Annotated in this window: 19 protein-coding genes; 10 read left to right on the top strand and 9 right to left on the bottom strand. The window is 66.6% G+C overall.

Annotation, left to right across the window (positions count from 1 at the left end):
- The first annotated feature begins 1 nt into the window (after window position 1).
- The 5 genes from EV191_RS10485 to EV191_RS10465 are packed head-to-tail and all read left to right on the top strand — an operon-like array spanning window position 2 to window position 4,791.
- Complete coding sequence (locus tag EV191_RS10485; RefSeq protein ID WP_207894494.1) at window positions 2-931, top strand: carbohydrate ABC transporter permease; 930 nt, start codon at window positions 2-4, stop codon at window positions 929-931.
- Complete coding sequence (locus EV191_RS10480; RefSeq protein ID WP_132876788.1) at window positions 931-1,764, top strand: carbohydrate ABC transporter permease; 834 nt, start codon at window positions 931-933, stop codon at window positions 1,762-1,764. The genes EV191_RS10485 and EV191_RS10480 overlap by 1 nt, the downstream gene beginning before the upstream one ends.
- Window positions 1,761-2,804 (top strand): NAD-dependent epimerase/dehydratase family protein, encoded by a 1,044-nt coding sequence (locus tag EV191_RS10475; protein ID WP_132876787.1) that lies wholly within the window; start codon window positions 1,761-1,763, stop codon window positions 2,802-2,804. Before EV191_RS10480 ends, EV191_RS10475 begins: the two co-directional genes overlap by 4 nt.
- Window positions 2,804-3,832 (top strand): dihydrodipicolinate synthase family protein, encoded by a 1,029-nt coding sequence (locus EV191_RS10470; RefSeq protein WP_132876786.1) that lies wholly within the window; start codon window positions 2,804-2,806, stop codon window positions 3,830-3,832. The genes EV191_RS10475 and EV191_RS10470 overlap by 1 nt, the downstream gene beginning before the upstream one ends.
- Window positions 3,820-4,791 carry a hydroxyacid dehydrogenase gene (locus tag EV191_RS10465; protein ID WP_132876785.1) on the top strand — a complete coding sequence of 324 codons (972 nt, stop codon included), beginning with the start codon at window positions 3,820-3,822 and terminating at the stop codon, window positions 4,789-4,791. The genes EV191_RS10470 and EV191_RS10465 overlap by 13 nt, the downstream gene beginning before the upstream one ends.
- Window positions 4,792-4,838: 47 nt before the next feature.
- Here EV191_RS10465 and EV191_RS10460 read toward each other — a convergent pair whose 3' ends face one another.
- Window positions 4,839-5,354 (bottom strand): YflT domain-containing protein, encoded by a 516-nt coding sequence (locus EV191_RS10460; RefSeq protein ID WP_132876784.1) that lies wholly within the window; start codon window positions 5,352-5,354, stop codon window positions 4,839-4,841.
- 213 nt (window positions 5,355-5,567) lie between these two features.
- On the opposite strand from EV191_RS10460, the gene EV191_RS10455 reads away from it, so the two are divergent.
- Window positions 5,568-6,170 carry a phosphatase PAP2 family protein gene (locus EV191_RS10455; RefSeq protein WP_424565447.1) on the top strand — a complete coding sequence of 201 codons (603 nt, stop codon included), beginning with the start codon at window positions 5,568-5,570 and terminating at the stop codon, window positions 6,168-6,170.
- Here EV191_RS10455 and EV191_RS10450 read toward each other — a convergent pair.
- The 4 genes from EV191_RS10450 to EV191_RS10435 all read right to left on the bottom strand — a co-directional run bounded on the left by EV191_RS10450 (window position 6,100) and on the right by EV191_RS10435 (window position 11,829).
- Window positions 6,100-7,620, bottom strand: coding sequence for a purine-cytosine permease family protein (locus EV191_RS10450; protein ID WP_132876783.1), 1,521 nt, complete (start codon window positions 7,618-7,620; stop codon window positions 6,100-6,102). The genes EV191_RS10455 and EV191_RS10450 overlap by 71 nt on opposite strands.
- Window positions 7,621-7,792: 172 nt before the next feature.
- On the bottom strand, window positions 7,793-9,412 hold the full coding sequence (locus EV191_RS10445; RefSeq protein ID WP_132876782.1) for a thiamine pyrophosphate-binding protein: 1,620 nt from the start codon (window positions 9,410-9,412) through the stop codon (window positions 7,793-7,795).
- A 27-nt stretch (window positions 9,413-9,439) separates the two neighbouring features.
- Entirely contained in the window at window positions 9,440-10,393 is a 954-nt protein-coding gene (gene speB, locus EV191_RS10440; RefSeq protein WP_132876781.1) for an agmatinase, read from the bottom strand.
- Window positions 10,390-11,829, bottom strand: a complete 1,440-nt coding sequence (locus EV191_RS10435) for a sodium:solute symporter family protein (protein WP_132876780.1) — start codon at window positions 11,827-11,829, stop codon at window positions 10,390-10,392. Before EV191_RS10435 ends, speB begins: the two co-directional genes overlap by 4 nt.
- Before the next feature lie 129 nt (window positions 11,830-11,958).
- On the opposite strand from EV191_RS10435, the gene EV191_RS10430 reads away from it, so the two are divergent.
- A complete protein-coding gene (locus tag EV191_RS10430) occupies window positions 11,959-13,320 on the top strand; it encodes a PucR family transcriptional regulator (RefSeq protein WP_132876779.1) in 1,362 nt (453 codons plus the stop codon).
- Between the two features lie 468 nt (window positions 13,321-13,788).
- Here the strand turns inward: EV191_RS10430 and EV191_RS10425 are convergent, their stop codons facing one another.
- The gene (locus EV191_RS10425) at window positions 13,789-14,673 is read right to left on the bottom strand and encodes an EamA family transporter (RefSeq protein WP_243658875.1); all 885 of its coding nucleotides are present in this window, start codon (window positions 14,671-14,673) and stop codon (window positions 13,789-13,791) included.
- A gap of 83 nt (window positions 14,674-14,756) precedes the next feature.
- Here EV191_RS10425 and EV191_RS10420 point away from each other — a divergent pair, with 83 nt between their 5' ends.
- Window positions 14,757-15,614, top strand: coding sequence for a LysR family transcriptional regulator (locus EV191_RS10420; RefSeq protein WP_243658874.1), 858 nt, complete (start codon window positions 14,757-14,759; stop codon window positions 15,612-15,614).
- Here the strand turns inward: EV191_RS10420 and EV191_RS10415 are convergent.
- Window positions 15,611-16,198, bottom strand: a complete 588-nt coding sequence (locus EV191_RS10415) for a TetR/AcrR family transcriptional regulator (protein WP_132876777.1) — start codon at window positions 16,196-16,198, stop codon at window positions 15,611-15,613. The genes EV191_RS10420 and EV191_RS10415 overlap by 4 nt on opposite strands.
- 85 nt (window positions 16,199-16,283) lie before the next feature.
- Between EV191_RS10415 and EV191_RS10410 the strand changes: the two genes are divergently transcribed.
- The gene (locus EV191_RS10410) at window positions 16,284-16,907 is read left to right on the top strand and encodes an NAD(P)-dependent oxidoreductase (protein ID WP_132876776.1); all 624 of its coding nucleotides are present in this window, start codon (window positions 16,284-16,286) and stop codon (window positions 16,905-16,907) included.
- On the opposite strand, the gene EV191_RS10405 is transcribed toward EV191_RS10410, so the two are convergent.
- Entirely contained in the window at window positions 16,904-18,598 is a 1,695-nt protein-coding gene (locus EV191_RS10405) for an AMP-binding protein (protein ID WP_132876775.1), read from the bottom strand. The two genes, EV191_RS10410 and EV191_RS10405, sit on opposite strands and share 4 nt — an antisense overlap.
- A gap of 101 nt (window positions 18,599-18,699) precedes the next feature.
- On the opposite strand from EV191_RS10405, the gene EV191_RS10400 reads away from it, so the two are divergent.
- Entirely contained in the window at window positions 18,700-19,533 is an 834-nt protein-coding gene (locus tag EV191_RS10400) for a LuxR C-terminal-related transcriptional regulator (RefSeq protein ID WP_207894493.1), read from the top strand.
- Window positions 19,534-19,558: 25 nt separating this feature from the next.
- Here the strand turns inward: EV191_RS10400 and EV191_RS10395 are convergent, their stop codons facing one another.
- Complete coding sequence (locus EV191_RS10395; RefSeq protein WP_132876773.1) at window positions 19,559-19,888, bottom strand: hypothetical protein; 330 nt, start codon at window positions 19,886-19,888, stop codon at window positions 19,559-19,561.
- Between the last annotated feature and the right edge of the window lie 83 nt (window positions 19,889-19,971).

Here is a 19,971-nt window from a genome sequence, read left to right as displayed (position 1 = left end):
CGTGACCACTGTGGATACCCGAGACAGGGGTTCCCGGGACGGGGATGCCCGGCAAGGGAACGCACGCAAGCGGCGGATCTCCCGGGGCGGATGGATCGGCCTTGCCTTCGTGCTGCCGGTATTCGTACTGTTCCTGGCATTCCGGTTCGGTCCCGCGCTCGGCGGGGTCCTGCTCAGCTTCGCGAACTACACGGTCGGCGGCAGCCTTGAGTGGAAGGGCCTGCTGAACTATCAGCGGTTGATCGCCGATCCGGGGTTCTGGAACGCCTTACGCGTCACGCTGGTCTATGCGCTGATCAGCGTGCCACTGACCATTGTGGCCGCAACCGGCCTGGCTTTGCTGACCAGGCGAGCGTTCCGGGGTGCACGGCTGTATCGCTCGGTGTTCTTCCTGCCGGTGGTCACCAGCCTGATCCTCGCCGGCGTGGTGTTCACCTGGATCTTCTCCGTGGACGGGCCCTGGTCGTCGATTCTGGAATCAGTGGGCTTTCCGGTTACGAACTGGTTGGAGAGCAGCACCTTCGCGCTGCCCGCGGTCGCGCTGGTTGGCGTATGGACCCGGTTCGGCTATGGCGTGCTGATCATGCTGGCCAAACTGCAGGAAGTGCCGAAGGAACTGGAGGAGGCCGCGCTGATGGATGGCGCCGGTCCCTGGCAGCGGTTCCGGCGGATCGTACTTCCCGAGCTGCGACCGGCGATCTTCTTCCTGATCGTCATCGAGACCACGTTCTCCTTCCAGGCCTTCGACACGATCTACGTGATGACCTCGGGCGGCCCGGTTGATGCCACTTACACCCTGGTGTTCTCGCTGTACCGGGAGAGTTTCGCGAACTTCGACTTCGGCTATGCCGGCGCGATCGGTGTCGTGCTGTTCGTGCTCACACTGATCGTGGCCCTGATCCAGCGCATCGTGTTCGGCAAGGAGTCCTGATGACCACCGAAACCTTCGCGCCACGGGGACTCGGCAAGGTCGCGATCCATGTGGTCGCCGTGCTGTGCGCGTTCGTCACCGCGTTCCCGCTGTATGCCATGGTGATCCTGTCGTTCAAGCAACAGGGTTCGATCGAGTTTCCGGCCAGCCTGGTGCCATGGGACTTCTCCACCGAGGCGTTCCAGGCTATCTTCACCTCGCCGGAGATCTGGCGCTGGATGATCAACACCGCGATCTACGCCGTGGTCTCCGTGGTACTGATCCTGCTGCTATCCGCGATGGCCGGCTACGCCTTCGCGAAGAAACGGTTCCGCGGCAGGGAGGTGATGTTCTGGTCGCTGGTCTCCATGCTGATGGTGCCGTACCACATCACGCTGATCCCGCTGTTCATCCTCATTGCCCGCTCCGGTGGCATCGACACCTACTGGGGGCTGATCCTGCCGGGATTGGCGAACGTCCAGGCGATCTTCCTGATGCGACAGTTCATCAAGGGAATCCCGGACGAACTTCTCGAAGCGGCAAGGGTGGACGGTTGCAACGACTGGACCATCTTCTGGCGGATCGTGCTGCCACTGTGCAAACCGATCCTCGCTACGCTGGGGATCTTTGTTTTCCTCTGGCACTGGAACGATTTCCTCTGGCCGCTGCTTGTCGGGCAGTCGCCGGAGATGCGCACGCTGACTACGGGTATCGCCTCGTTGCAGGCCGAACAAGTGCCGCTGCCGCAGGTGTTTGCCGGCGCGGTGCTCGCCTTCGTGCCGATCTTCGTGGCCTATCTGGTCGGTCAGCGCTATGTCACGGAAAACGCCGTCGCGGCGGGGATCAAGGGATGACGGGGAAGGAAACCAACAGGGTGTTCGAGAACGAAGCTGCGCTCGAGGATGCGCTCTCCGAGCCATCCGACGCGCTGGTTGCCGAGGCCGCCAGCTGGTCGGGCGATCTCGTGGTGCTTGGCGCGGGCGGCAAGATGGGGCCGACACTGTGCCGGATGGCAAAGCGCGCGGCTGATGCGGCTGGCAACGGGATCCGCGTGCTCGCGGTGTCCCGCTGGTCCGATCAGGACGCCGCGGACCGGCTGCGTGCGGTTGGCGTCGAGCCGGTGGTCGCTTCCCTTGGGTTGACCGCGGACCTCACCGCACTGCCTGAGGCAGCCAACGTGGTGTACCTGGTTGGCGCCAAGTTCGGCTCGGCGGCGAAGCCGTTCGATGCCTGGGCGACCAACACCGTGCTGCCGGCGCTGGTCGCTCGCCGGTACGCCGAGGCCAGTATCGTGGCGTTTTCCACCGGTAACGTCTACCCGCTGGTGCCGGCCGGATCCGGCGGCTGTGCCGAGGAGCAGGCTCCTGAACCGGTCGGCGAGTACGCGATGTCCTGCTTGGGCAGGGAACGCGTGCTGGAACACGCCGCCCAGGAGTACGGCACCAGGTCGGCGCTGCTGCGGTTGAACTACGCGGTGGAACCGCGCTACGGGGTACTGGCCGATCTCGCCCGGACTATCCACTCTGGAGAGCCCGTGGACCTCGGCACCGCCTACGTCAACGTGGTCTGGCAGCGGTACGCGAACGAGGTGGCGCTGCGCTGCCTGACCCGGGCGAGCAGCCCGCCGCTGGTGCTGAACCTGACCGGTCCGGAGACCGTTTCGGTGCGTCAGGTGGCCGAGCAGCTTGGCGGTTTACTTGATCGCGAGCCGGTTTTCACTGGAACCGAGCAATCCACGGCGTTGCTGAACAACGCTGCGCGCTGTCACGCGATGTTCGGTTACCCGGATGTCGCGCTTGGCACGCTGGTCGATTGGCAGGCGCGGTGGCTGGTCCGCGGCGGCGTGCTGTGGGACAAGCCGACGAAGTTCCAGCGCAGAGACGGGCGGTTCTGATGCTGCCCACTGCCGAGGCCGAACTGCTCGCGCGGGGCACGGTCATTCCCGCGCATCCGCTCGCGTTGACCGCCGACCGCAAGCTGGACGAGCGCAGGCAGCGCGCGTTGACGCGGTATTACGTGGCCGCAGGGGCCGGCGGCTGCGCGGTCGCGGTGCATACCACGCAGTTCGAGATCCGCCAGCCGGAAGTCGGATTGCTGCGGCCGGTGCTGGAACTGGCTGCGGACACATTGGACGGCGAGCTGGGCGGGCGGCCGTTCCTGCGCATCGCGGGCGCCTGTGGGCCGACCGCGCAGGCGGTTGCCGAGGCTGAGCTGGCAGCCGAGCTGGGCTATCACGCGATCCTGCTCTCCCCCGGCGGCTTGCCGGATGTCAGTGAGGAGGAGCTGCTGCGGCGCGCGCGGGCGGTGGGCGAGGTACTGCCGGTGATCGGGTTCTACCTGCAGGAAGCGGTGGGTGGTCGGCGACTCTCGGTGGATTTCTGGCGCCGCCTCGCCGAGCTGCCGAGCGTGGTTGCCATCAAGCTGGCGCCGTTCGATCGGTACCGCACGATGGATGTGGTGCGTGGGGTCGCCGCATCTGGCCGGGCCGAGGAGATCGCGCTGTACACCGGCAACGACGATGCGATCCTGGCTGATCTGCTCGGCGCGGGCGGTGGCCGGATCGTCGGCGGGTTGCTTGGCCAGTGGGCGGTGTGGACACGCTCCGCGGTGGACACTCTGCGGCTCGCGCAACGCGCGGTCGGCGGAGATGGCGCGGCGCTGCGGTTGGCGGTCAACCGGGCACCGGAACTGACCGACGCGAACGCGGCGGTTTTTGATGTGGCGCACGGTTTCCGTGGCTGCATCGCCGGGGTGCACGAGGTGCTGCGTGCCCAGGGGTTGCTGGCTGGAACCTGGTGCCTCGATCCCACCGAGGGGTTGTCGCCTGGCCAGGCAGCCGAGATCGCCAGGGTGCGTGCGGCGTATCCGTGGCTGCCGGACGATGAGTTCGTGGCCGAACATCGGGATGCGTGGTTGCGGTGATCACCGTCGCGGTGCCGGAACATTGGCGCGCGGTGTTTTTCGCGCGGGACGAGTTGGGCACGCTCGGCGAGGTGACGGTGTTACCGCAGGACGCGCCGTTGCCGCCGGAGACCAGGGTGCTGGTTACTGGTTGGGGCGCGCCAGTGTTGTCGGCGGAGTTGCTTGCCGGCGTGCCCGATCTCGAGCTGGTGGCGCATACCGGCGGCACGGTGAAACCGTTCGTGACGGATGCGGTGTGGGCACGCGGGATCCGGGTGACGCAGGCCGGCGAGGCGATGGCCTATGCGGTTGGCGAGGCCGCGCTCGCCAGCACCCTTGCGCTGTTGCATCAGCTACCGAGGTTCGACCACGCGCTGCATACCGGCGCCTCGTGGCAGGCGGCGAAAGCCGCGCCGCCGCGTAACGAGCTGGCGGCGAGCACGGTTGGGGTACTCGGTGCCTCGCGTACCGGGCGGCACTACCTCCGGCTGGTACGCGCGCTGGGCGCGGAGGTGCTGGTTGCCGATCCGTATCTGTCCACCGGACAGGCGCGCGAGCTGGGTGCGCGGCATTGCGAGCTCGATGAGCTGCTTGCCAGTAGCGCGATCGTGGCTGTGCACGCGCCGGTGTTGCCGGAGACGCGACACCTGCTCGGAGCGCGGGAGCTGGCGTTGTTGCCGGATGGGGCTGGGCTGGTCAACACCGCCCGTTCCTGGCTGGTCGACCAGGACGCGCTGCTCGCGGAGTTGCGCAGCGGGCGGATTGATGCGGCGCTGGATGTGTTCGACGAGGAACCGCTGCCGGCCGAGCATCCGTTTCGCGGGTTGCCGAATGTGCTGCTTACGCCGCATGAGGCGGCAGGCACCCGGCAGGCGCGGCGGCGGCAGGGCGGGTTGATCGTGGCCGAGGTGGCACGGTTTCTTCGTGGTGAAACACTGAAACACGAGGTACGCGCCACCGACCTGGCCCGGATGGGGTAAGAGCGCGGCCAGCGGAGCAGCACGCTCGGTGACCGCGTTCTTTAAGGTTAGCGAGGTTGTGGGCCCTGCATCGCGAGCGAGGCGAGCAGGTCACGGCCGCGTTCGGCGTTGCGTGGCTGGGAGAGTACGTCGTAGCGGCGCGCGACCAGTTGGCTCTGCGAGATGTAGTTCTGCCGTTTCCTGGTCGCCGCGTAGCCGGCGGCGGAGAATCCCATGCCCAGCGCCAAGCCGCTGACCAGACCGATCAGCACCGGCAGCGGTCCAGCGGCCGGGTTGACCATGCCGAGCAGCAGCCCAGCGAACAGACCGAACCAGAGCCCGGACATCGCGCCACGTTGAAGTACTCGGCTCCAACTCAGTTTGCCGGCGATCCGCTCGACCAGCATCGGCTCCACCCCGACGATGGTGACATCGGCGACGGGGAAGTCGCTTGTCGCGAGGTGATGCACGGCACGCCGAGCCTGCTCGTAGGTGTCGTAGGAGCCAATCGGCCAACCGCTCGGCATGGTCGGCGTGTTCGGCATCCCCGGGTTCGATGGGCTCAGCGCGAATGCTGTGGTCATGTGATCACCCTCTAGGGCGGACGTTCGTGCGTTTCCTACATCATCTCCAACGTACGACAGCGCGCTGGAATGCCCCAATGGGTCGAACTCACAGCCAATCTTCAGGGTGCGTCCCAGCTCACAGGGTTACCCAGGCACTAACGTGGACTGGACGAACCCGGTAGCGAGGACCAGATCTAGTTGTTTACCTCTTCCCGAGCGCGGCATCTTGCGGTGTTGATTGCGGTATTCGGCCTGCTCGGCACGCTGGTACTGGGTCTCACGGTGCGTACCTGGACGAATGCGGTCGGCTTCGAGGCGGCGCTTGCGGCTGGGATCGATTCCGCGCTCGGCGGTTCCTGGGTGTTGTCGGCACTGGCCGTGCCGACCGAGCCGGTCCTGCTGGCCGCGGTGCTGGTCGTGCTCTGCGCGGCCCTGCTCCGGCGCAGGCGGTTTCCGGCGGCGGTACTGGCCGTTGGCGCGCCTTTGCTCGCGATCGGGTTGAACACTTTCGCGTTGAAACCGGCGTTCGGTCGTCGTTACGTGGCGACGCATCTCGCCTATCCGAGCGGGCATACGGTGTCGCTGGTGGCCGTGCTCACCGTGGTGGTGCTGCTGTGCACGCACCGCGTGGCGCGGCGCACGGCCGCGATCGCCCTTTCCGCGGTGCTGGTGTGTGGCGCGGGTGTCGCGCTGATCGGCCTTGGCTACCACCATGCGGCCGATATCGCGGGCGGCGCGCTCTTCGCGATATCGACGGTGCTGCTCAGCGCGGTGGGGCTGGATTCGCTGGTCGGTCGGCGCGCCGCTCGGTACGTGGCCGAACAGCGCGGATAGCGGCTACTTGTTGACTGCCCGCACGTACCAGTCGTGGCCCGGCTGGCCCGAATACGGCGCGCGGTTCCGGAAACAGTTGCAACGTCACCAGATAGAGCAGTGCGGCGACAATCAAGGTGGCGACCAGGCTGATGTCGACCCCGCCGGCGATCCCGGCGAAGGGGCCGACGATCAGTGGTGTGTTCGCCATCAGCAGGCCGATTGTGGTCGCCGGGATCCAGGCGGCCATCGCTCGCCAGTTCACTCCTCGGGTGTACCAGTAGGTGCCGCCCTGCTGGCCCCGATTGAATACCTGGAGGTCGTCGGGCAGGTAGTAGCCGCGCCGCACCCAGTAGCCGATGATCATGATCATCATCCATGGTGAGGTGCACAGCAGGATCAGCGTGACGAAGGCGTTGATGCTGGCGACCACGTTGAACACGAACGAGCCGAGGAAGATGAAGGCCACGGCGATACTGCCGACCAGCGCGGTGGCGCGTACCCGCGAGAGTCGGGGAAACATGGAACTGAAGTCGAGCCCGGTGCCGTACAGCGCGGTTGTTCCGGTGGATAGGCCGCCGATCAGGGCCACCACGATCAGTGGGAACGCGTACCACAGTGGCGATATCAAGGTCAGCCCCACGACGTAGTCGTTCGGGTCGGCCACGAGTGTCGCGGTGACGACGCCGAATCCGAACGGCAGCAGTGTGGCCAGCTGGGCCGCCAGTGGTGCGGCGAACACTTTGGGTTTCGGCACGCTGTCTGGTATGTAGCGGGACCAGTCACCGAGGAACGCGCCGAACGAGATCGGGTTGGCCATTGTGGTCAGTACCGCGAGTACCCAGGTGGGCCAGAAGTCACCGAGCGCGTAGCCGCCCTGTCCGGCGAAGGTTGGGTCGAAATCGCCCGCGTAGGCGAAAAAGCCCAGTAGCATCACGGCGCTGCACGCGAAAACCGCGACCCGGTTGACCGCGAGCATCAGCCGGTATCCGTAGATACAGACGATCAGGGTGGTCACCGCGATGACGCCGTAGGCGAACCCGCGCAGCAGGTCGCCACCGTCCACTCCGAACAGGCGACGAACGGCTCCGGTCAGCGCGTCGCCGGAAACCCACACCGAGATGGAGAAGAACGCGACGGCGGTCAGCAGCGAGAGGAAGGATCCGACGATCCGGCCGACGACGCCGAAGTGCGCGCCGGAGGAAACCGCGTTGTTGGTGTGGTTCTTGGGGCCGAACAACGCCATTGGCGCGAGAATCAGCGCGCCAATCAGCACCCCGACGACCGTGGCGCTCAGCGCGGCGAGAAAGCCAAGGCCGTAGGCGATGGGCAGCGAGCCGAGGATTATCGTGGCGAAGGTGTTGGCCCCGCCAAAGGAAAGCCGGAACAGGTGCCACGGGGTGGAGGTCCGTTCGGCTTCCGGGATGGGTTCGACGCCGTGCACTTCGATTTCGATGGCTCGTTGAGACATGTTTGACCCAATGTCAATCTGTCCGTGATGTTGGCGCCGGCGCGCGCCAGAACTGGTTTGTCGGCATAGCGGCAGCACAAAAGCCGCTACCCCAACCACACCCCCTCCACTACGATATGTTGATGGGATACCCCGTGAACGAACGGCACGTTCGGTCCACGGATGCCAGGCGTCAGGCCTCCTGTGGGTGTGTCGCCGCGAACATCGCCAACCGCTGGTTGAGCAGCACCACGCTGGGACCCGGTTCGGCAAGTGCCTCGGCAAGGTCGGCGCGCAGATTGTCCACTGTGGTTTCCCGCGCGGATACCCCGAAAGATCTCGCGAGCTCCACGTAGTCCGGCCGCACCAGTTCGGTCGCGGTGGTCACGCCGAACGCGCCGTCCAGGTATTCACGCAGGATCCCGTAACCACCGTCGTCGATGATCAACCAGGTCACGTCCAGCTGATGCTGCCGGGCCGAGGCCAACTCGCCGATCCCGTACAGTGCGCCGCCGTCCCCGGAAACGGCGAGCGCCGGACCTTCGGTGGCCACGGCACAGCCGAGCGCGGCGGGAAAGCCGTAGCCGAGCCCGCCGGAGCCCTGCGCGGAGTGCAGCTGCCCCGGCCACGCCGACCACGCCCAGTAACCGAGGATGGTCATATCCCAGCAGCTCGGCACGTTCGCCGGCAGCGCCGCCCGCACCTCGCCGAGCACCCGCCGTTCCAGTCCCAGTCCCTGACTGTCCAGCCGGGAACGCACCTTGCCGAGCAGTTCCGCGACGGCGGCCTCGGCTACCCCATCCGCTTTGCGCTCAGCTACCGCGCCGGCGAGCGCGGTGAGTCCTTCCCGGGCATCCGCGTGCAGCCCGAACACCGGATAGTTGGCGCCAAGTTTCCCGGCGTCCGCCTCCAGCTGGATCATCGTCCCCTGTGGACTGAAGGTGTGGTAGTTGCTGGACAGTTCGCCGAGCCCGGAGCCGACGACGAGCAACACGTCGGCCGCGGCAAGAAACTCCGTACTGTGCCAGTCCTCTATCCAGGACTGTCCGGAAAGCGGATGTTCCCAGTCAAATGCGCCCTTACCACCGATGGTGCACAGCACCGGGGCACGCAGTTTCTCCGCCAGCTCGCGCAGCGGTTCCCGCGCGCCGGCACGCAGCACGCCGCCGCCGGCGAGGATCACCGGGTTTCGCGCCGTGTCCAGCAGCCGCGCCGCTTCGGCGAGCGCGTCCGGCTGGGCACCGAGCGTGGGTACCTCGGCTGGCAGGGCACGTACCGGTGGCAGTGTTGCAGGAGCCCGCAACACGTCCTCGGGGATCTCCACCCATACCGGGCCGGCCGGCGCGGCTGCCGCGGCACTCCATGCCTCGCGCAACACGGTCGGCAACTGCGTCACGTCCCGCACCACCCAGGTTGACTTCACCACGCCCGCCGCGATCGCCTGCTGGTCGGGCAGCTCGTGCAGGTAGCCGTGCCGACCGCCGCCGAGCCCCGCGCGCGGCACCTGGCTGGAGATCACCAGCAGCGGCACCGAGGAAGCCCTGGCTTCCTGCAAAGAGGCAAGGGTGAGCAGGGCGCCCGGTCCGGTGGAGACCACGAGTGGGGCGACCTCGCCGGTTTCCCGTGCGTAGCCGTCCGCGGCGAACGCGGCGTTGTTCTCCACGCGCGAGGCGATCAGGCGCAACTCCGGTGTTCGGCGCAGCGCATCAAACAGGCCGAGCGCATGCTGCCCGGGAATGCCGAAAACGGTGGTTGCGCCGAGTGCCCGCAGCGACTCGACGACCAGGTCCCCACCAATGCGCCCTTCACTCATGTACCCGCACACCTCGCTATCCGCTGGTTAACCATCAGCATCACCGCACAACGCGAGCAGGGATACAAGGTCGTAGGTCACATGCGCGGCGGCAATCGCGGTGATCTCCGCATGGTCGTAGGCCGGCGCGACCTCGACCACGTCCGCACCGACCAGCTTCGTGCCACGCAGGCCACGCAGGATCTCCAGCAGCTCCCTACTGGTCATCCCGCCGGCTTCGGGGGTGCCGGTGCCGGGCGCATGCGCTGGATCGAGCACGTCGATATCGATCGAGACATACAACGGCCGGTTCCCGATCCTGGCCCGCAGCGCGTCGCTGACCTCGTCGACGCCGCGCCGCAGTACATCGGCCGAGGTGATGATGCCAAAACCGAGCCGCTCGTCCTCGTCCAGATCTTTCCGGCCGTACAGCGGGCCGCGAGTGCCGACGTGGCACACCGCTTCGGTGTCCAGCACGCCCTCTTCGACCGCGCGGCGAAACGGGGTGCCGTGGGTGTACGGCTCACCGAAGTAGGTGTCCCAGGTGTCCAGGTGCGCGTCGAAGTGCAGGAGGGCAACGGGCCCGTGTTTCGCGGCGGCGGCGCGCAGCAACGGCAGCGCGATCGTGTGATCGCCGCCGACGGTGACCAGCTTGGTGCCCCGCGCACCGAACTGCTGGGCCTCGTGTTGCAGCGTTTCAATGGCCGCGCCAATGTTGTACGGGTTGAGCCCGATATCGCCGGCGTCGACCACCTGTTTCTCCTGGAACGGCGAGACGTCCAGGCCGGGGTTGTAGGGGCGCAACAAGCGGCTGCCCGCACGCACGCTTGCCGGGCCGAAGCGGGCGCCGGGCCGATAGGACACGCCGGTATCGAACGGTGCGCCAAGTACCGCGATATCCGCTGCCGGCGCCTGGTCAAGCATCGGCAGCCGGGCGAACGTCGCGATCCCGCTGTACCTAGGCAGGATCGAGGCGTCCGGCGGTCCTATATGGTCAGTCATTGAAACTCCCTTTCCGTTGCTGGCTCGCCGGCCAGCCGCCGTTCCCAGTTGTCCAGGACTTCCGCTTCGGTACGTGCGGTCACCAGGCTGACCAGCACATAGCTGAGCAGGCTCGCGCCGAGTCCGTAGTAGATCGCTTCCTCGGCGAGCAGCCCGTTGGTGAACATGGTGAGCAGCACGACCGCCGAGCCGATGATCATCGAAGCCGCCGCGCCGATGCGCGTGGCTCGCCGCCAGAACAGTCCACCGAGGATCGCCACCAGCAGGCCGCCAACCAGGATGTTGTAGGCGACGGTGAGTGCGGCGACCACATCGTTGACCACCCCCGCGATACCGATCGCGAGCGCGCCAAGCAGCAGGGTGGCCACCCGGTTCCCGCCGACCTCACCCTCACCCGAGGGACGCTGCCGGCCGCGCAGCCTCGCCCAGATGTCATTCGTGCTCACTGCCGAACAAGCGATCAGCGCACCGCTCGCGGTGGACATCAACGCGGCTAGCGCGGCTACCAGCACCAGACCTCGGATACCTGCCGGCAGTATTCCGTCCACAATGGTCGCAAAAGCGTCGTCCGCGTTGGCCAGATTCGGGTACTCCGCCCGCGCGGCGGTGCCGATCAACGCACCGGCGAAGGCATAGAGCACGCAGTACACACCGGCTGCCAGCCCGCCGGTGGTGGCGACTTTCGGGCTGCGCGCGGTGAACACCCGCTGCCAGATGTCCTGGCCGATCAGCAGACCGAAGCCGTAGGTCAGCACGTAGGCGAGAATCGTGGCGCCGCCGATGCTGGTGAAGTCAAAGAAGTCCGGTCCGACCCGGTCGGCGATACCGCTGAAGCCGCCAGCCGTGGCCAGGCTGATCGGCAGCAGCAGGAAGAACATGCCGACGGTGGTCACCAGGAACTGCACGATATCGGTGAGCGTGATGGACCACATGCCACCGAGTACCGAATAGCAGACCACGATGCCGCCGCCGAGCGCGATGCCGCCGAAGGCTGGCAGATCGAAGAGCACCGTGAAGATGGTCGCGAAGGACAGGATTGAGGTCACCGAGAGCATCAGCGTGTAGCCCCACATCACCACGCCGGAAAGCAGCTCCACCGTGCTGCCGTAGCGCAGCTTGAGCATTTCGGCGACGGTGAACACCTTCAGCCGCACGATCCGGCGGACGAACAGCGCGTGCAGCACCAGGATGCCCAGCCCGATGGTGATCACCAACCAGGCACCGGAGATGCCGTGGGTGTAGCCAAGTCCGACGCCGCCGATGGTGGAAGCGCCGCCGAGGACGACCGCGGACATCGTGCCCGCGTACAGGAAAGTGCCGAGCCGGCGCCCCGCGACCAGGAAATCGCTGCGGGTTTTCGCCAGCCGCATGCCGCGCCAGCCAATGCCGAGCACGCCGACCAGGTAGAGGCCGATCACTAGGTAGTCCAGCGTCATCGCGCCCTCCGGAAGCAACGTCCGAGAACCGCGGTGACCCAAGTCACCGCATTGCCGAGCAGCGTATGCATCCACAACCATCGGCGGTATTGGATGTTATATCCACAATGTGGATAATTTGTGGATGAAATGACCAATGCTGAGTTCCTGGCCACGACGATCCCGCTGCGGACGCTCGTCGAGCGGGCTGACCTGGGTACTGACCTGCTGGTTGGCCCTGCTGGCGTGCTGGACCGGCCGGTGCGTTGGGCGCATGTCAGCGAGCTGAGCGATCCGGTGCCTTACCTGCTCGGCGGCGAACTGCTGCTCTGCTGCGGTGTGGAACTCCCGCTCGATCCACAGCCTGTGGATAACTACGTCGCCGGTCTTGTGGATGGCGGGGTGAGTGCTCTTGGCTTCGGGGTCACGCCCGTTTATGCGGCGGTGCCGCCGCTGCTGATCGAGGCATGCCGGCGGCATGACCTGCCGTTGCTCGAAATCCCCAGCTCGACCCCGTTTCTGGCGGTGTGCCGGGCGGTTGGCGAAGAGCTGAGCAATCGCACGCAGGCGGCGTTACGCCGGCTCAGCGAGGCGCAGCGGGCGCTGACTTCGGCCGCTGCCCGTTCGGGCGCCGAGCAGCGGGTGCTGGCTGAGCTGGGTGGTTGGCTTGGTGGCTGGGCTCTGTTGGTGGAACAGGGCGCGGCCGAGCAGGGTGTGGTCGGCCAGTTGGCGGAGCGAGTGCATACCGGGGTAGCGAGCGCGGCGACCGAACTTGCGGATGGCACACAGGTGGTGGCGCAACCGGCTGGTGCGCGGGTGCTGGTGGCTGGCAAGCCGGACCGGTTCGATGTGACGGACCGCGGGATCATCGCGGTGGCGATCGCGTTGCTTGGCGCGGTGGCTGGCCAGCGCGCAACCGGTTCGCTTGGCGCGCTGGCGGCGGAGCTGCTGACCGGTGGTGGCGCGGCTGGGCAGTTGAGCGCGGTGTTCGGCGCGGTGAGTGATCGGTATCGAGTGGTCGCGGCGGAATCGGCGGAGTTGTTGACTGAGCTGGACACCCCGTTGATCGCGGGTGATCTGGCGATCGTGGCGCGAGATGTCGATCCCGCACGATTAGCCGGGTTGGTCGGTGTGAGCGCGGCGTACTCGGATGATCAGCTGGTGGCGGCCGCGCGCGAGGCGCGGCAGTTGCTCGAGCGGGCGCGCGCGGCGGGGCGGTCCCTGCACGCGGATCGGGCGGGCACCGGGTTCGCCTGGGCGGTGCGGCCCGAGGCGGCGCGGGCGGTGGCTAGCGCGCTGCTGTCGCCGATCGAGGAGCACCCGCACCTGCTGGCAGCGTTGCGGACCTGGTTGGCGCAACATGGAAACTGGGATCGCACGGCGGCTGCGCTCGGCGTGCACCGGAACAGCGTGCGGCACCGCATCGGCCGCGTTGAGCGACTGTTGCGTGTGGACCTCACCGACCCACAGGCACGGATGGAACTCTGGTTCGCCATGCAGTGGGCGGAGTAGCGCAAACTCGGTTCAGCGAAAGCCTTACTGGTCGGTGTTCTTACGCGCTCGCGGTACGAATTGAGCCGCCGCAACGAGCCCGCCGCCGCGAGGCGGGATTTCAAAGCTACGTTCTGCCAGCTCGCAGGTCGCTGTACCGCCGGAAGTAACCACCAAGTAGTAGGTCGTGGCCGACTTCACTCGAAGGCCGCCCTGCGCAGAGTCACCAGCGAAGCGCGCGTAACCAGCCGCTGCAATCACCAGCAAGATAAGGACGGCGCCAACTACGCGCATCGTCCAGCGCAATATGCTCATCGCCCCGTTCGCGGGTCAGTAATATCCATAACCCCTACCCCGGCAGGTCCTCGTAGACCTTCGTCGCGATTTCCCGAGCAAGGTCGCACTGCTCCCGGTCGTCGCCCCAGGTGTGATCATGGTCGAAGCGCCCACGATTTGCTGCGTCTCGCCAGCCTTTGACGCGCTGGAGGGCTACATTATGTACGCACTCGCGTTCCGTACGCGACCAGAACCGCTCGAATTGCGGACTTCGCTGGCTACGGCCAGCACGATGGCGGCGATCCCTGGCAGCACCTGCCAGACAAACGGTTCGGCGAAGACCAGGACGCCGATCAGGTAGGCAACCACCGGGACCACGTAGGCATAGCTGCTCACCACCGCCAGCGGGGCTGACCGCAGCAGCCAGTTGTACAGCGCGAACCCGGCAAGGGAATCCACCAGTACGAGGTAACCCAAGGCTAGCCAGGAATTCGGCTCACCAACGACCGGAGTCTCGCCCACCGCGAGACCACCGAGCAACAGCGTCAACCCGCCCGCCCCAAGCTGAAGGATCGTCGTCGCCCACGGATCGGTCAGCGCAGCCGACCAGGCGGCCCACAGCGTGCCCGCCGCCCAGCCCACCGAGGCGGCGAGTACCACCAGCACTCCCACCGACCAGCTGCCAGCGTCCACAAGCAACACAAGCAGCACTCCGGCAAAGCCGAGCAGAACTCGACCGACGCCACCGATCGTGGGCCTGCCCCCAAGAACACCCCGGAACACGGCCACCCACAGCGGCACCGCGGCAACCACCAACGCGGCCGTGCCGGCATACACCTCCCGCAATGCCACCGCTACGGCGCCCTGCGCGCCAAGCAAGCAGACACCAGTTCCGGCCGCTACCAACACCTGCCGCCGGGCCAGCCCGACCAACGCGCGCGGGCGGGCCAGCGCGAGCAGCAAACCGGCGGCCAGAAACACGGCTCCCGAAGCGAGCAACGGCGGCAACGTCTCCACCAGCACGCGCAACGCGGGAAACGACGAGCCCCAGCACAACCACAACGCAGGCAATGCGAGCCGTATTGAAACGTGAGACATCCCTATAGTTCAGTTGAACTGGACATATGCGTCCAATAACTTCGCTACATAGTAGCTATGCGATATGCTCATAATCCGTGGATATGACCATTACCCACCTCGAAGCGCTGCTCGCGATCGCCGAACACGGCAGCTTCACCCGCGCGGCCCAGTCGCTCGGTCGCACCCAATCCGCGGTTAGCCGCGCCATCGCCGGCCTGGAGCACCAGCTCGGCGCCCCGGTAATCCACCGCGGCACGGACGGGGCCGTGCTCACCGAACTCGGCCAACAAGCCGCGCGGCACGGCAAACTGGCCATGCACGAACTCCACGCGATCGAATCACTTGCCATGCGCGCAAACGCCCCTCGGCTACGGGTAGGCGCGATCGCCAGCGCGCTACCCCGGCTCGTGCCGGAAGCGACCAGCGCGCTGCATCGGAGCTGGCCACACGCCACCGTCTGGACCGTGCAGGGCGACGATGACGAACTGGCCGACTGGCTCGCCGAGGAAACCATCGACCTGGCCATCACCAGCCAGCCGCGCACCGCCGACCCGGCCGAAGCCCAGCTCAGCCTGCTGGACGAGTTTCTCGCCGTGGTACCGCACCAGCATCCACTCGCCCAGTCCGAGCGGGTACCGCTAGCCGCGTTGACCGCTGCCGGGGTGGCGGATCCCGGCGGAACCTGCGGTCCGCAACTGGCTGCCGGCTTCGCCGCGAACGGCGTGCCATGGCAACCAGATCACCTCGTCCGCGATGTGTCCACTGTGCTCGCCATGGCCAAGGCCGGCATCACCGCGGGCGTGGTACCCGCACTCGCGGTGCCACGCCAACCGCCACCGGGCGTGGCATTGCGCCCACTCGACCCCGTACTGCACCGGCAGCTCTACGTGCGCTATCCAGCAAACCAGCGCGAGGCGACGGAGTTCGCGCTACTGCTGGAAAGGGCAGCCACCAACTAACCTGCCGCACCGGCCAGCAAAGTATCCACAACAGACTCAGCGAAGGCGGTGAAATCCTGGTCCGCGCTGGCTTCGTAGCTGGCCAGGAAACCACACTGCAAGCAGGCACCGACCAGCAGATCGGCCGCTGCCTGCGGTGCGATCGCCGGGCTGATCCGGCCACCTCGTTGCTCAGCGGCGAAATACTCCGCCACCAGCTCACGCGGCAACTGGGGGCCGGCGCCCAGCTCGATCATCGACGCTCGATGCGCGGCGAGCAGTTGCTGATCGGAGAACACCGAGGCCATGATTCCGAAACTGTGCGCGTAGAACTCCGCACCCAGCCGCGCAAGGGACACCAGTTCCGCACGTAGCTCGCCAACCCCGACGCGTTGCGGCAGCTCCTGAATCCACTCGCCGAACCCACCGGGTATGCGTTCCAGCAGTACCGCAAGGCACAACTCGCCCTTGTCCCGGAAATGCTTGTACAGCGCGGCCTCCGAGTAGCCCGCGGCCTTGGCGATCTCCTTCGTAGTGGCATACGCCAGCCCGCGCTCGCCCATCACCCGCGCCGCCGCATCGAGTATGCGGTCTCGTGTGCCCACCGGGCCTCCTTGACAAGTTAGTAAGTACTCACCATCCTAGAACCAGGCCGCTATTCATCAAATATTGAATTAATGGAGCGAGCGTATGAAGATCACGGTCTTCGGTGCCACCGGGGGCGTCGGGCAGCAGGTCGTCACGCAGGCCGCCGATGCGGGCCATGCGGTAACCGCCGTGGTGCGGACCACCGGCAAGCTGCTGGACTCGCGGGCAACCGAGGTCCGCGCCGATGTGCTGGACCCGGCCGCGATCGTCGATACAGTCAACGGCGCGGATGCGGTGATCAGCGCGATCGGGCCTAGGGATAACGGGCCAAGCACTGTCTGTGTGGACAGCGCGCGCAGCATCATGAAGGCGATGGAAGCCACCGGCACGACCCGCTTCGTGATGGTCAGCGCCCTTGGGTTCCACACCGACGGCGACGGCCCGGTACTCAAGTTCGTGCTGAAACCGATCGTCAAACGCATCCTGCGGCACGCGTTCGCCGATATGGCCATGGCCGAACAGGCGGTACAGGCGAGCAATCTGAACTGGACACTGCTGCGCCCACCGCGCCTGCTGGACAAGCCGCGTACCGGGAACTACCGCACCGCGATCAACCGCACCCTGCCGCGTGGCCTCACCGTGGCACGGGCCGACGTCGCGGACTGTGCGCTGCGGGTGATCGACGAACCGAAGGCCAGCCGAGCCGCGATCGCGCTCGCCAACTAGTCGTCCTCGCGGAACTCGCCTTCCGGCCGGGCATCCGGGTCGGCGTACTGCTCGTCTTCCTTGCCGCGCAGCTCGACCCTGCGGATCTTGCCGGAGATCGTCTTCGGTAGCTCGGTGAACTCCAGCCGACGGATCCGCTTGTACGGTGCGAGGACTTCCTTCGCGTGCTCCATAATGGACTTCGCGGTCGCCGCGTTCGGCTCCCACCCGGCAGCGAGCACCACATACGCCTTGGGTACCGCCAGCCGCACCGGATCGGGCGAGGGCACGACCGCGGCCTCGGCGACCGCTTCGTGTTCGATCAGCACGCTTTCCAGCTCAAATGGCGAGATCCGGTAGTCGGAGGCCTTGAACACGTCGTCGGTGCGGCCGACGTAGGTGATATAGCCGTCCGCGTCCTTCGAGCCGACATCACCGGTGTGGTAGTAACCGCCGCGCATCGCCTCGGCGTTGCGCTCCTCGTCATCGCGGTAGCCGACCATCAGTCCGAGTGGCCGCCGGGCGAGGTCGATGCAGATCTCCCCGTCCGTGCCTGGCTGTCCGGTCACCGGGTCGACCAGTTCGATCGCATAGCCCGGCAACGGCCGCCCCATCGATCCCGGCTTGATCGTCGCGCCTGGCGTGTTCGCCACCTGAACAGTGGTCTCGGTCTGCCCGTAACCATCCCGGATCGTCACGCCCCATGCGCGCTGCACCTGCTCTATGACCTCGGGGTTCAGTGGTTCACCCGCGCCGACCACCTTGCGTGGCGGGGTGCTCAACTGGCTGAGGTCTGCCTGGATCAACATCCGCCAAACCGTTGGCGGCGCACAGAAACTGGACACTCCACAGCGGGCCATTTCGGCGAGCAGCCGGCTCGCGTCGAATCGTGTGTAGTTGAACAGGAAGACGGTGGCTTCGGCGTTCCACGGCGCGAAGATATTGCTCCAGGCATGTTTGGCCCAGCCTGGCGATGAGATGTTCAGGTGCACATCACCTGGCTCGAGACCAATCCAATACATTGTGGACAAATGCCCCGCCGGGTAGGAGGCATGGGTGTGCTCGACCAGCTTCGGCTGCGCGGTGGTGCCCGAGGTGAAGTACAGCAGCAGCGGGTCGGTTGCCTTGGTTACTCCATCGGCGGTGAACGCACCGGAGCGCTGATACGCGTCCGCGAAGCTGTGCCAGCCAGCGAACTCGCCGACCACGATCCGGGTGTACTCGCCGGGCACATCCGCGAACTTCGCCGCTTCCTTCGGCCCGGCGATCACGTGCTTGCCCTTACCGCGGTCCACCCTGTCCCGCAGATCCGCCGCGGCAAGCAGGGTGCTTGCCGGAATCACCACCGCGCCGAGTTTCATCGCGGCCAGCATCGATTCCCATAGCTCGACCTGGTTGCCCAGCATCAGGATGATCCGGTCGCCACGCCGCACGCCGAGCTCGCGGAGCCAGTTGGCCACCCGGTTGGACCGATCAGCCAGCTCGGGGAAGGTCCAGCGGCCCTCCGTACCGTCCTCCTCGACGATCCACAGGGCAGGCCGGTCGGCGTTTGTTTCACGTTGCGCAATCACGTCGAACCAGTCCAGCGCCCAGTTGAACTCGTCGAGTTCCGGCCAGTGGAACTCCCGGAACGCGGTGTCATAGTCCTGGCCGTGCTTGAGCAGGAGGTCACGCGCGGCGCGGAAGGTGTCGGTGCCGGAGGTGGTCGTCATTGGTCCTCTCCTGGTTCAACTCGATTGCGTAGCATCGTCCGACCAGGACACTGCCGTCGTCCACCCCCGTTCGGGGGTGAGCGGGCTGGGAGGTGCACACGGTGATCGATGACCGCACGGCGATCCGCGGCGCGTTGTTGCAGCTACGCCGCCGGACAAGGCTGCCAGTGGCATTCGGCGGCCCGGTGACCGGACGTGACGAGCTGCGGCTGATGGAGCTGGTCGGCACGGTGACCAATTCGCTACGCGGCCTGGCGGTGAGCCCGGGTTCCGGGCTCGGCGGCAAGGTGGTGCGGCTGGGCAGGGTGGTCGCGCTGACCGACTATCCAAGCGCTTCGGTGATCACGCACGATTACGACGCGGCAGTCCGACCCGAGGGACTGCGCGCCATCGTTGCGGTGCCGGTTGTGGTCCGCCAGTCGGTGCGCGGGGTGCTCTATGGCGCGGTGCGGCATGCCACGGCGATGGGCGATCAGGTGCTGAGCGCGGCACTGGACACCGCGCGCAACCTGGAACAGGACCTCGCGGTGCGTGATGAGCTGCGGCTGCGGGTGGATACGTTGGATGCGGTCGCCGGCAGCGAGGTGACCGGGCCGGAGTGGGAGGAAGTCCGGCAGGCGCACACCGAACTGCGGTTGCTCGCCCAGCGCACCAGGGACACCGGATTGCGCGCGGAGCTCTATCGCGTCTGCGACCGGTTGACCTCGGCGACCACGCCAGCGCGAGATGAGACGGTGGTGCCGCGACTGGCGCCACGCGAGCTCGATGTGCTCAGCTGTGTGGCGGCCGGTTGCGGAAACGCGGAAACAGCGCGCCGGCTCGGGCTGCGGCCGGAGACGGTGAAGAGCTACCTCCGCGCGGCGATGCGCAAGCTCGACGTGCACGGCCGGTACGAAGCGGTGGTCGCCGCCCGCAAACTCGGCCAGCTCCCCTGAGCCTCCGCTACCTGAAAGAACGCGATCACGGAGCGGTTGGGTCGAGCCAGACCAGCCGCACGTCCTCGCGCACGCCGAGGATGCGCAGCATCGAGGTGGTGGACTGGAAACTGCCACGGAACCGGCCGCACGGCGAGTGCACGACGAGGCTGTCCTCGATATCCAGCCCCCAGGCGATGATCTCACCGTCACAGCCGTAGGCGTCCTCGCTGATCGCGTACAGCGCGAAACGCGGCGGCGCGTCCTCTCTGGCCAATGCCCGCAGCACGGCGCCAACGTGCTCGCGTGGCAGCGGTTTGCCGATGTCCCATTCGTCCAGCTCGGCGAGGGCCCGGCGATCCGTTTCAACACTCATGCGGGATAACGATGACAGGCCATTTCTTGTCTCGGTACATGAAACAGCACATCCGATTGAGTGATGGCGTTGCCGAGCTGGAT

This window comes from Tamaricihabitans halophyticus, from assembly GCF_004340875.1.
GTDB lineage: Bacteria > Actinomycetota > Actinomycetes > Mycobacteriales > Pseudonocardiaceae > Tamaricihabitans > Tamaricihabitans halophyticus.
Note: the sequence above shows the minus strand (reverse complement) of the source record. Positions and strands in the feature narration are given on the sequence as shown.

Excerpts from the sequence above, each read along its gene's own strand:
- EV191_RS10480 (WP_132876788.1), top strand. The coding sequence starts at position 931 with ATGACCACCGAAACCTTCGCGCCACGGGGACTCGGCAAGGTCGCGATC.
- EV191_RS10475 (WP_132876787.1), top strand. The coding sequence starts at position 1,761 with ATGACGGGGAAGGAAACCAACAGGGTGTTCGAGAACGAAGCTGCGCTC.
- EV191_RS10470 (WP_132876786.1), top strand. The coding sequence starts at position 2,804 with ATGCTGCCCACTGCCGAGGCCGAACTGCTCGCGCGGGGCACGGTCATT.
- EV191_RS10460 (WP_132876784.1), bottom strand. The coding sequence starts at position 5,354 with ATGACCACAGCATTCGCGCTGAGCCCATCGAACCCGGGGATGCCGAAC.
- EV191_RS10450 (WP_132876783.1), bottom strand. The coding sequence starts at position 7,620 with ATGTCTCAACGAGCCATCGAAATCGAAGTGCACGGCGTCGAACCCATC.
- EV191_RS10445 (WP_132876782.1), bottom strand. The coding sequence starts at position 9,412 with ATGAGTGAAGGGCGCATTGGTGGGGACCTGGTCGTCGAGTCGCTGCGG.
- speB (WP_132876781.1), bottom strand. The coding sequence starts at position 10,393 with ATGACTGACCATATAGGACCGCCGGACGCCTCGATCCTGCCTAGGTAC.
- EV191_RS10435 (WP_132876780.1), bottom strand. The coding sequence starts at position 11,829 with ATGACGCTGGACTACCTAGTGATCGGCCTCTACCTGGTCGGCGTGCTC.
- EV191_RS10430 (WP_132876779.1), top strand. The coding sequence starts at position 11,959 with ATGACCAATGCTGAGTTCCTGGCCACGACGATCCCGCTGCGGACGCTC.
- EV191_RS10425 (WP_243658875.1), bottom strand. The coding sequence starts at position 14,673 with ATGTCTCACGTTTCAATACGGCTCGCATTGCCTGCGTTGTGGTTGTGC.
- EV191_RS10420 (WP_243658874.1), top strand. The coding sequence starts at position 14,757 with ATGACCATTACCCACCTCGAAGCGCTGCTCGCGATCGCCGAACACGGC.
- EV191_RS10410 (WP_132876776.1), top strand. The coding sequence starts at position 16,284 with ATGAAGATCACGGTCTTCGGTGCCACCGGGGGCGTCGGGCAGCAGGTC.
- EV191_RS10405 (WP_132876775.1), bottom strand. The coding sequence starts at position 18,598 with ATGACGACCACCTCCGGCACCGACACCTTCCGCGCCGCGCGTGACCTC.
- EV191_RS10395 (WP_132876773.1), bottom strand. The coding sequence starts at position 19,888 with ATGAGTGTTGAAACGGATCGCCGGGCCCTCGCCGAGCTGGACGAATGG.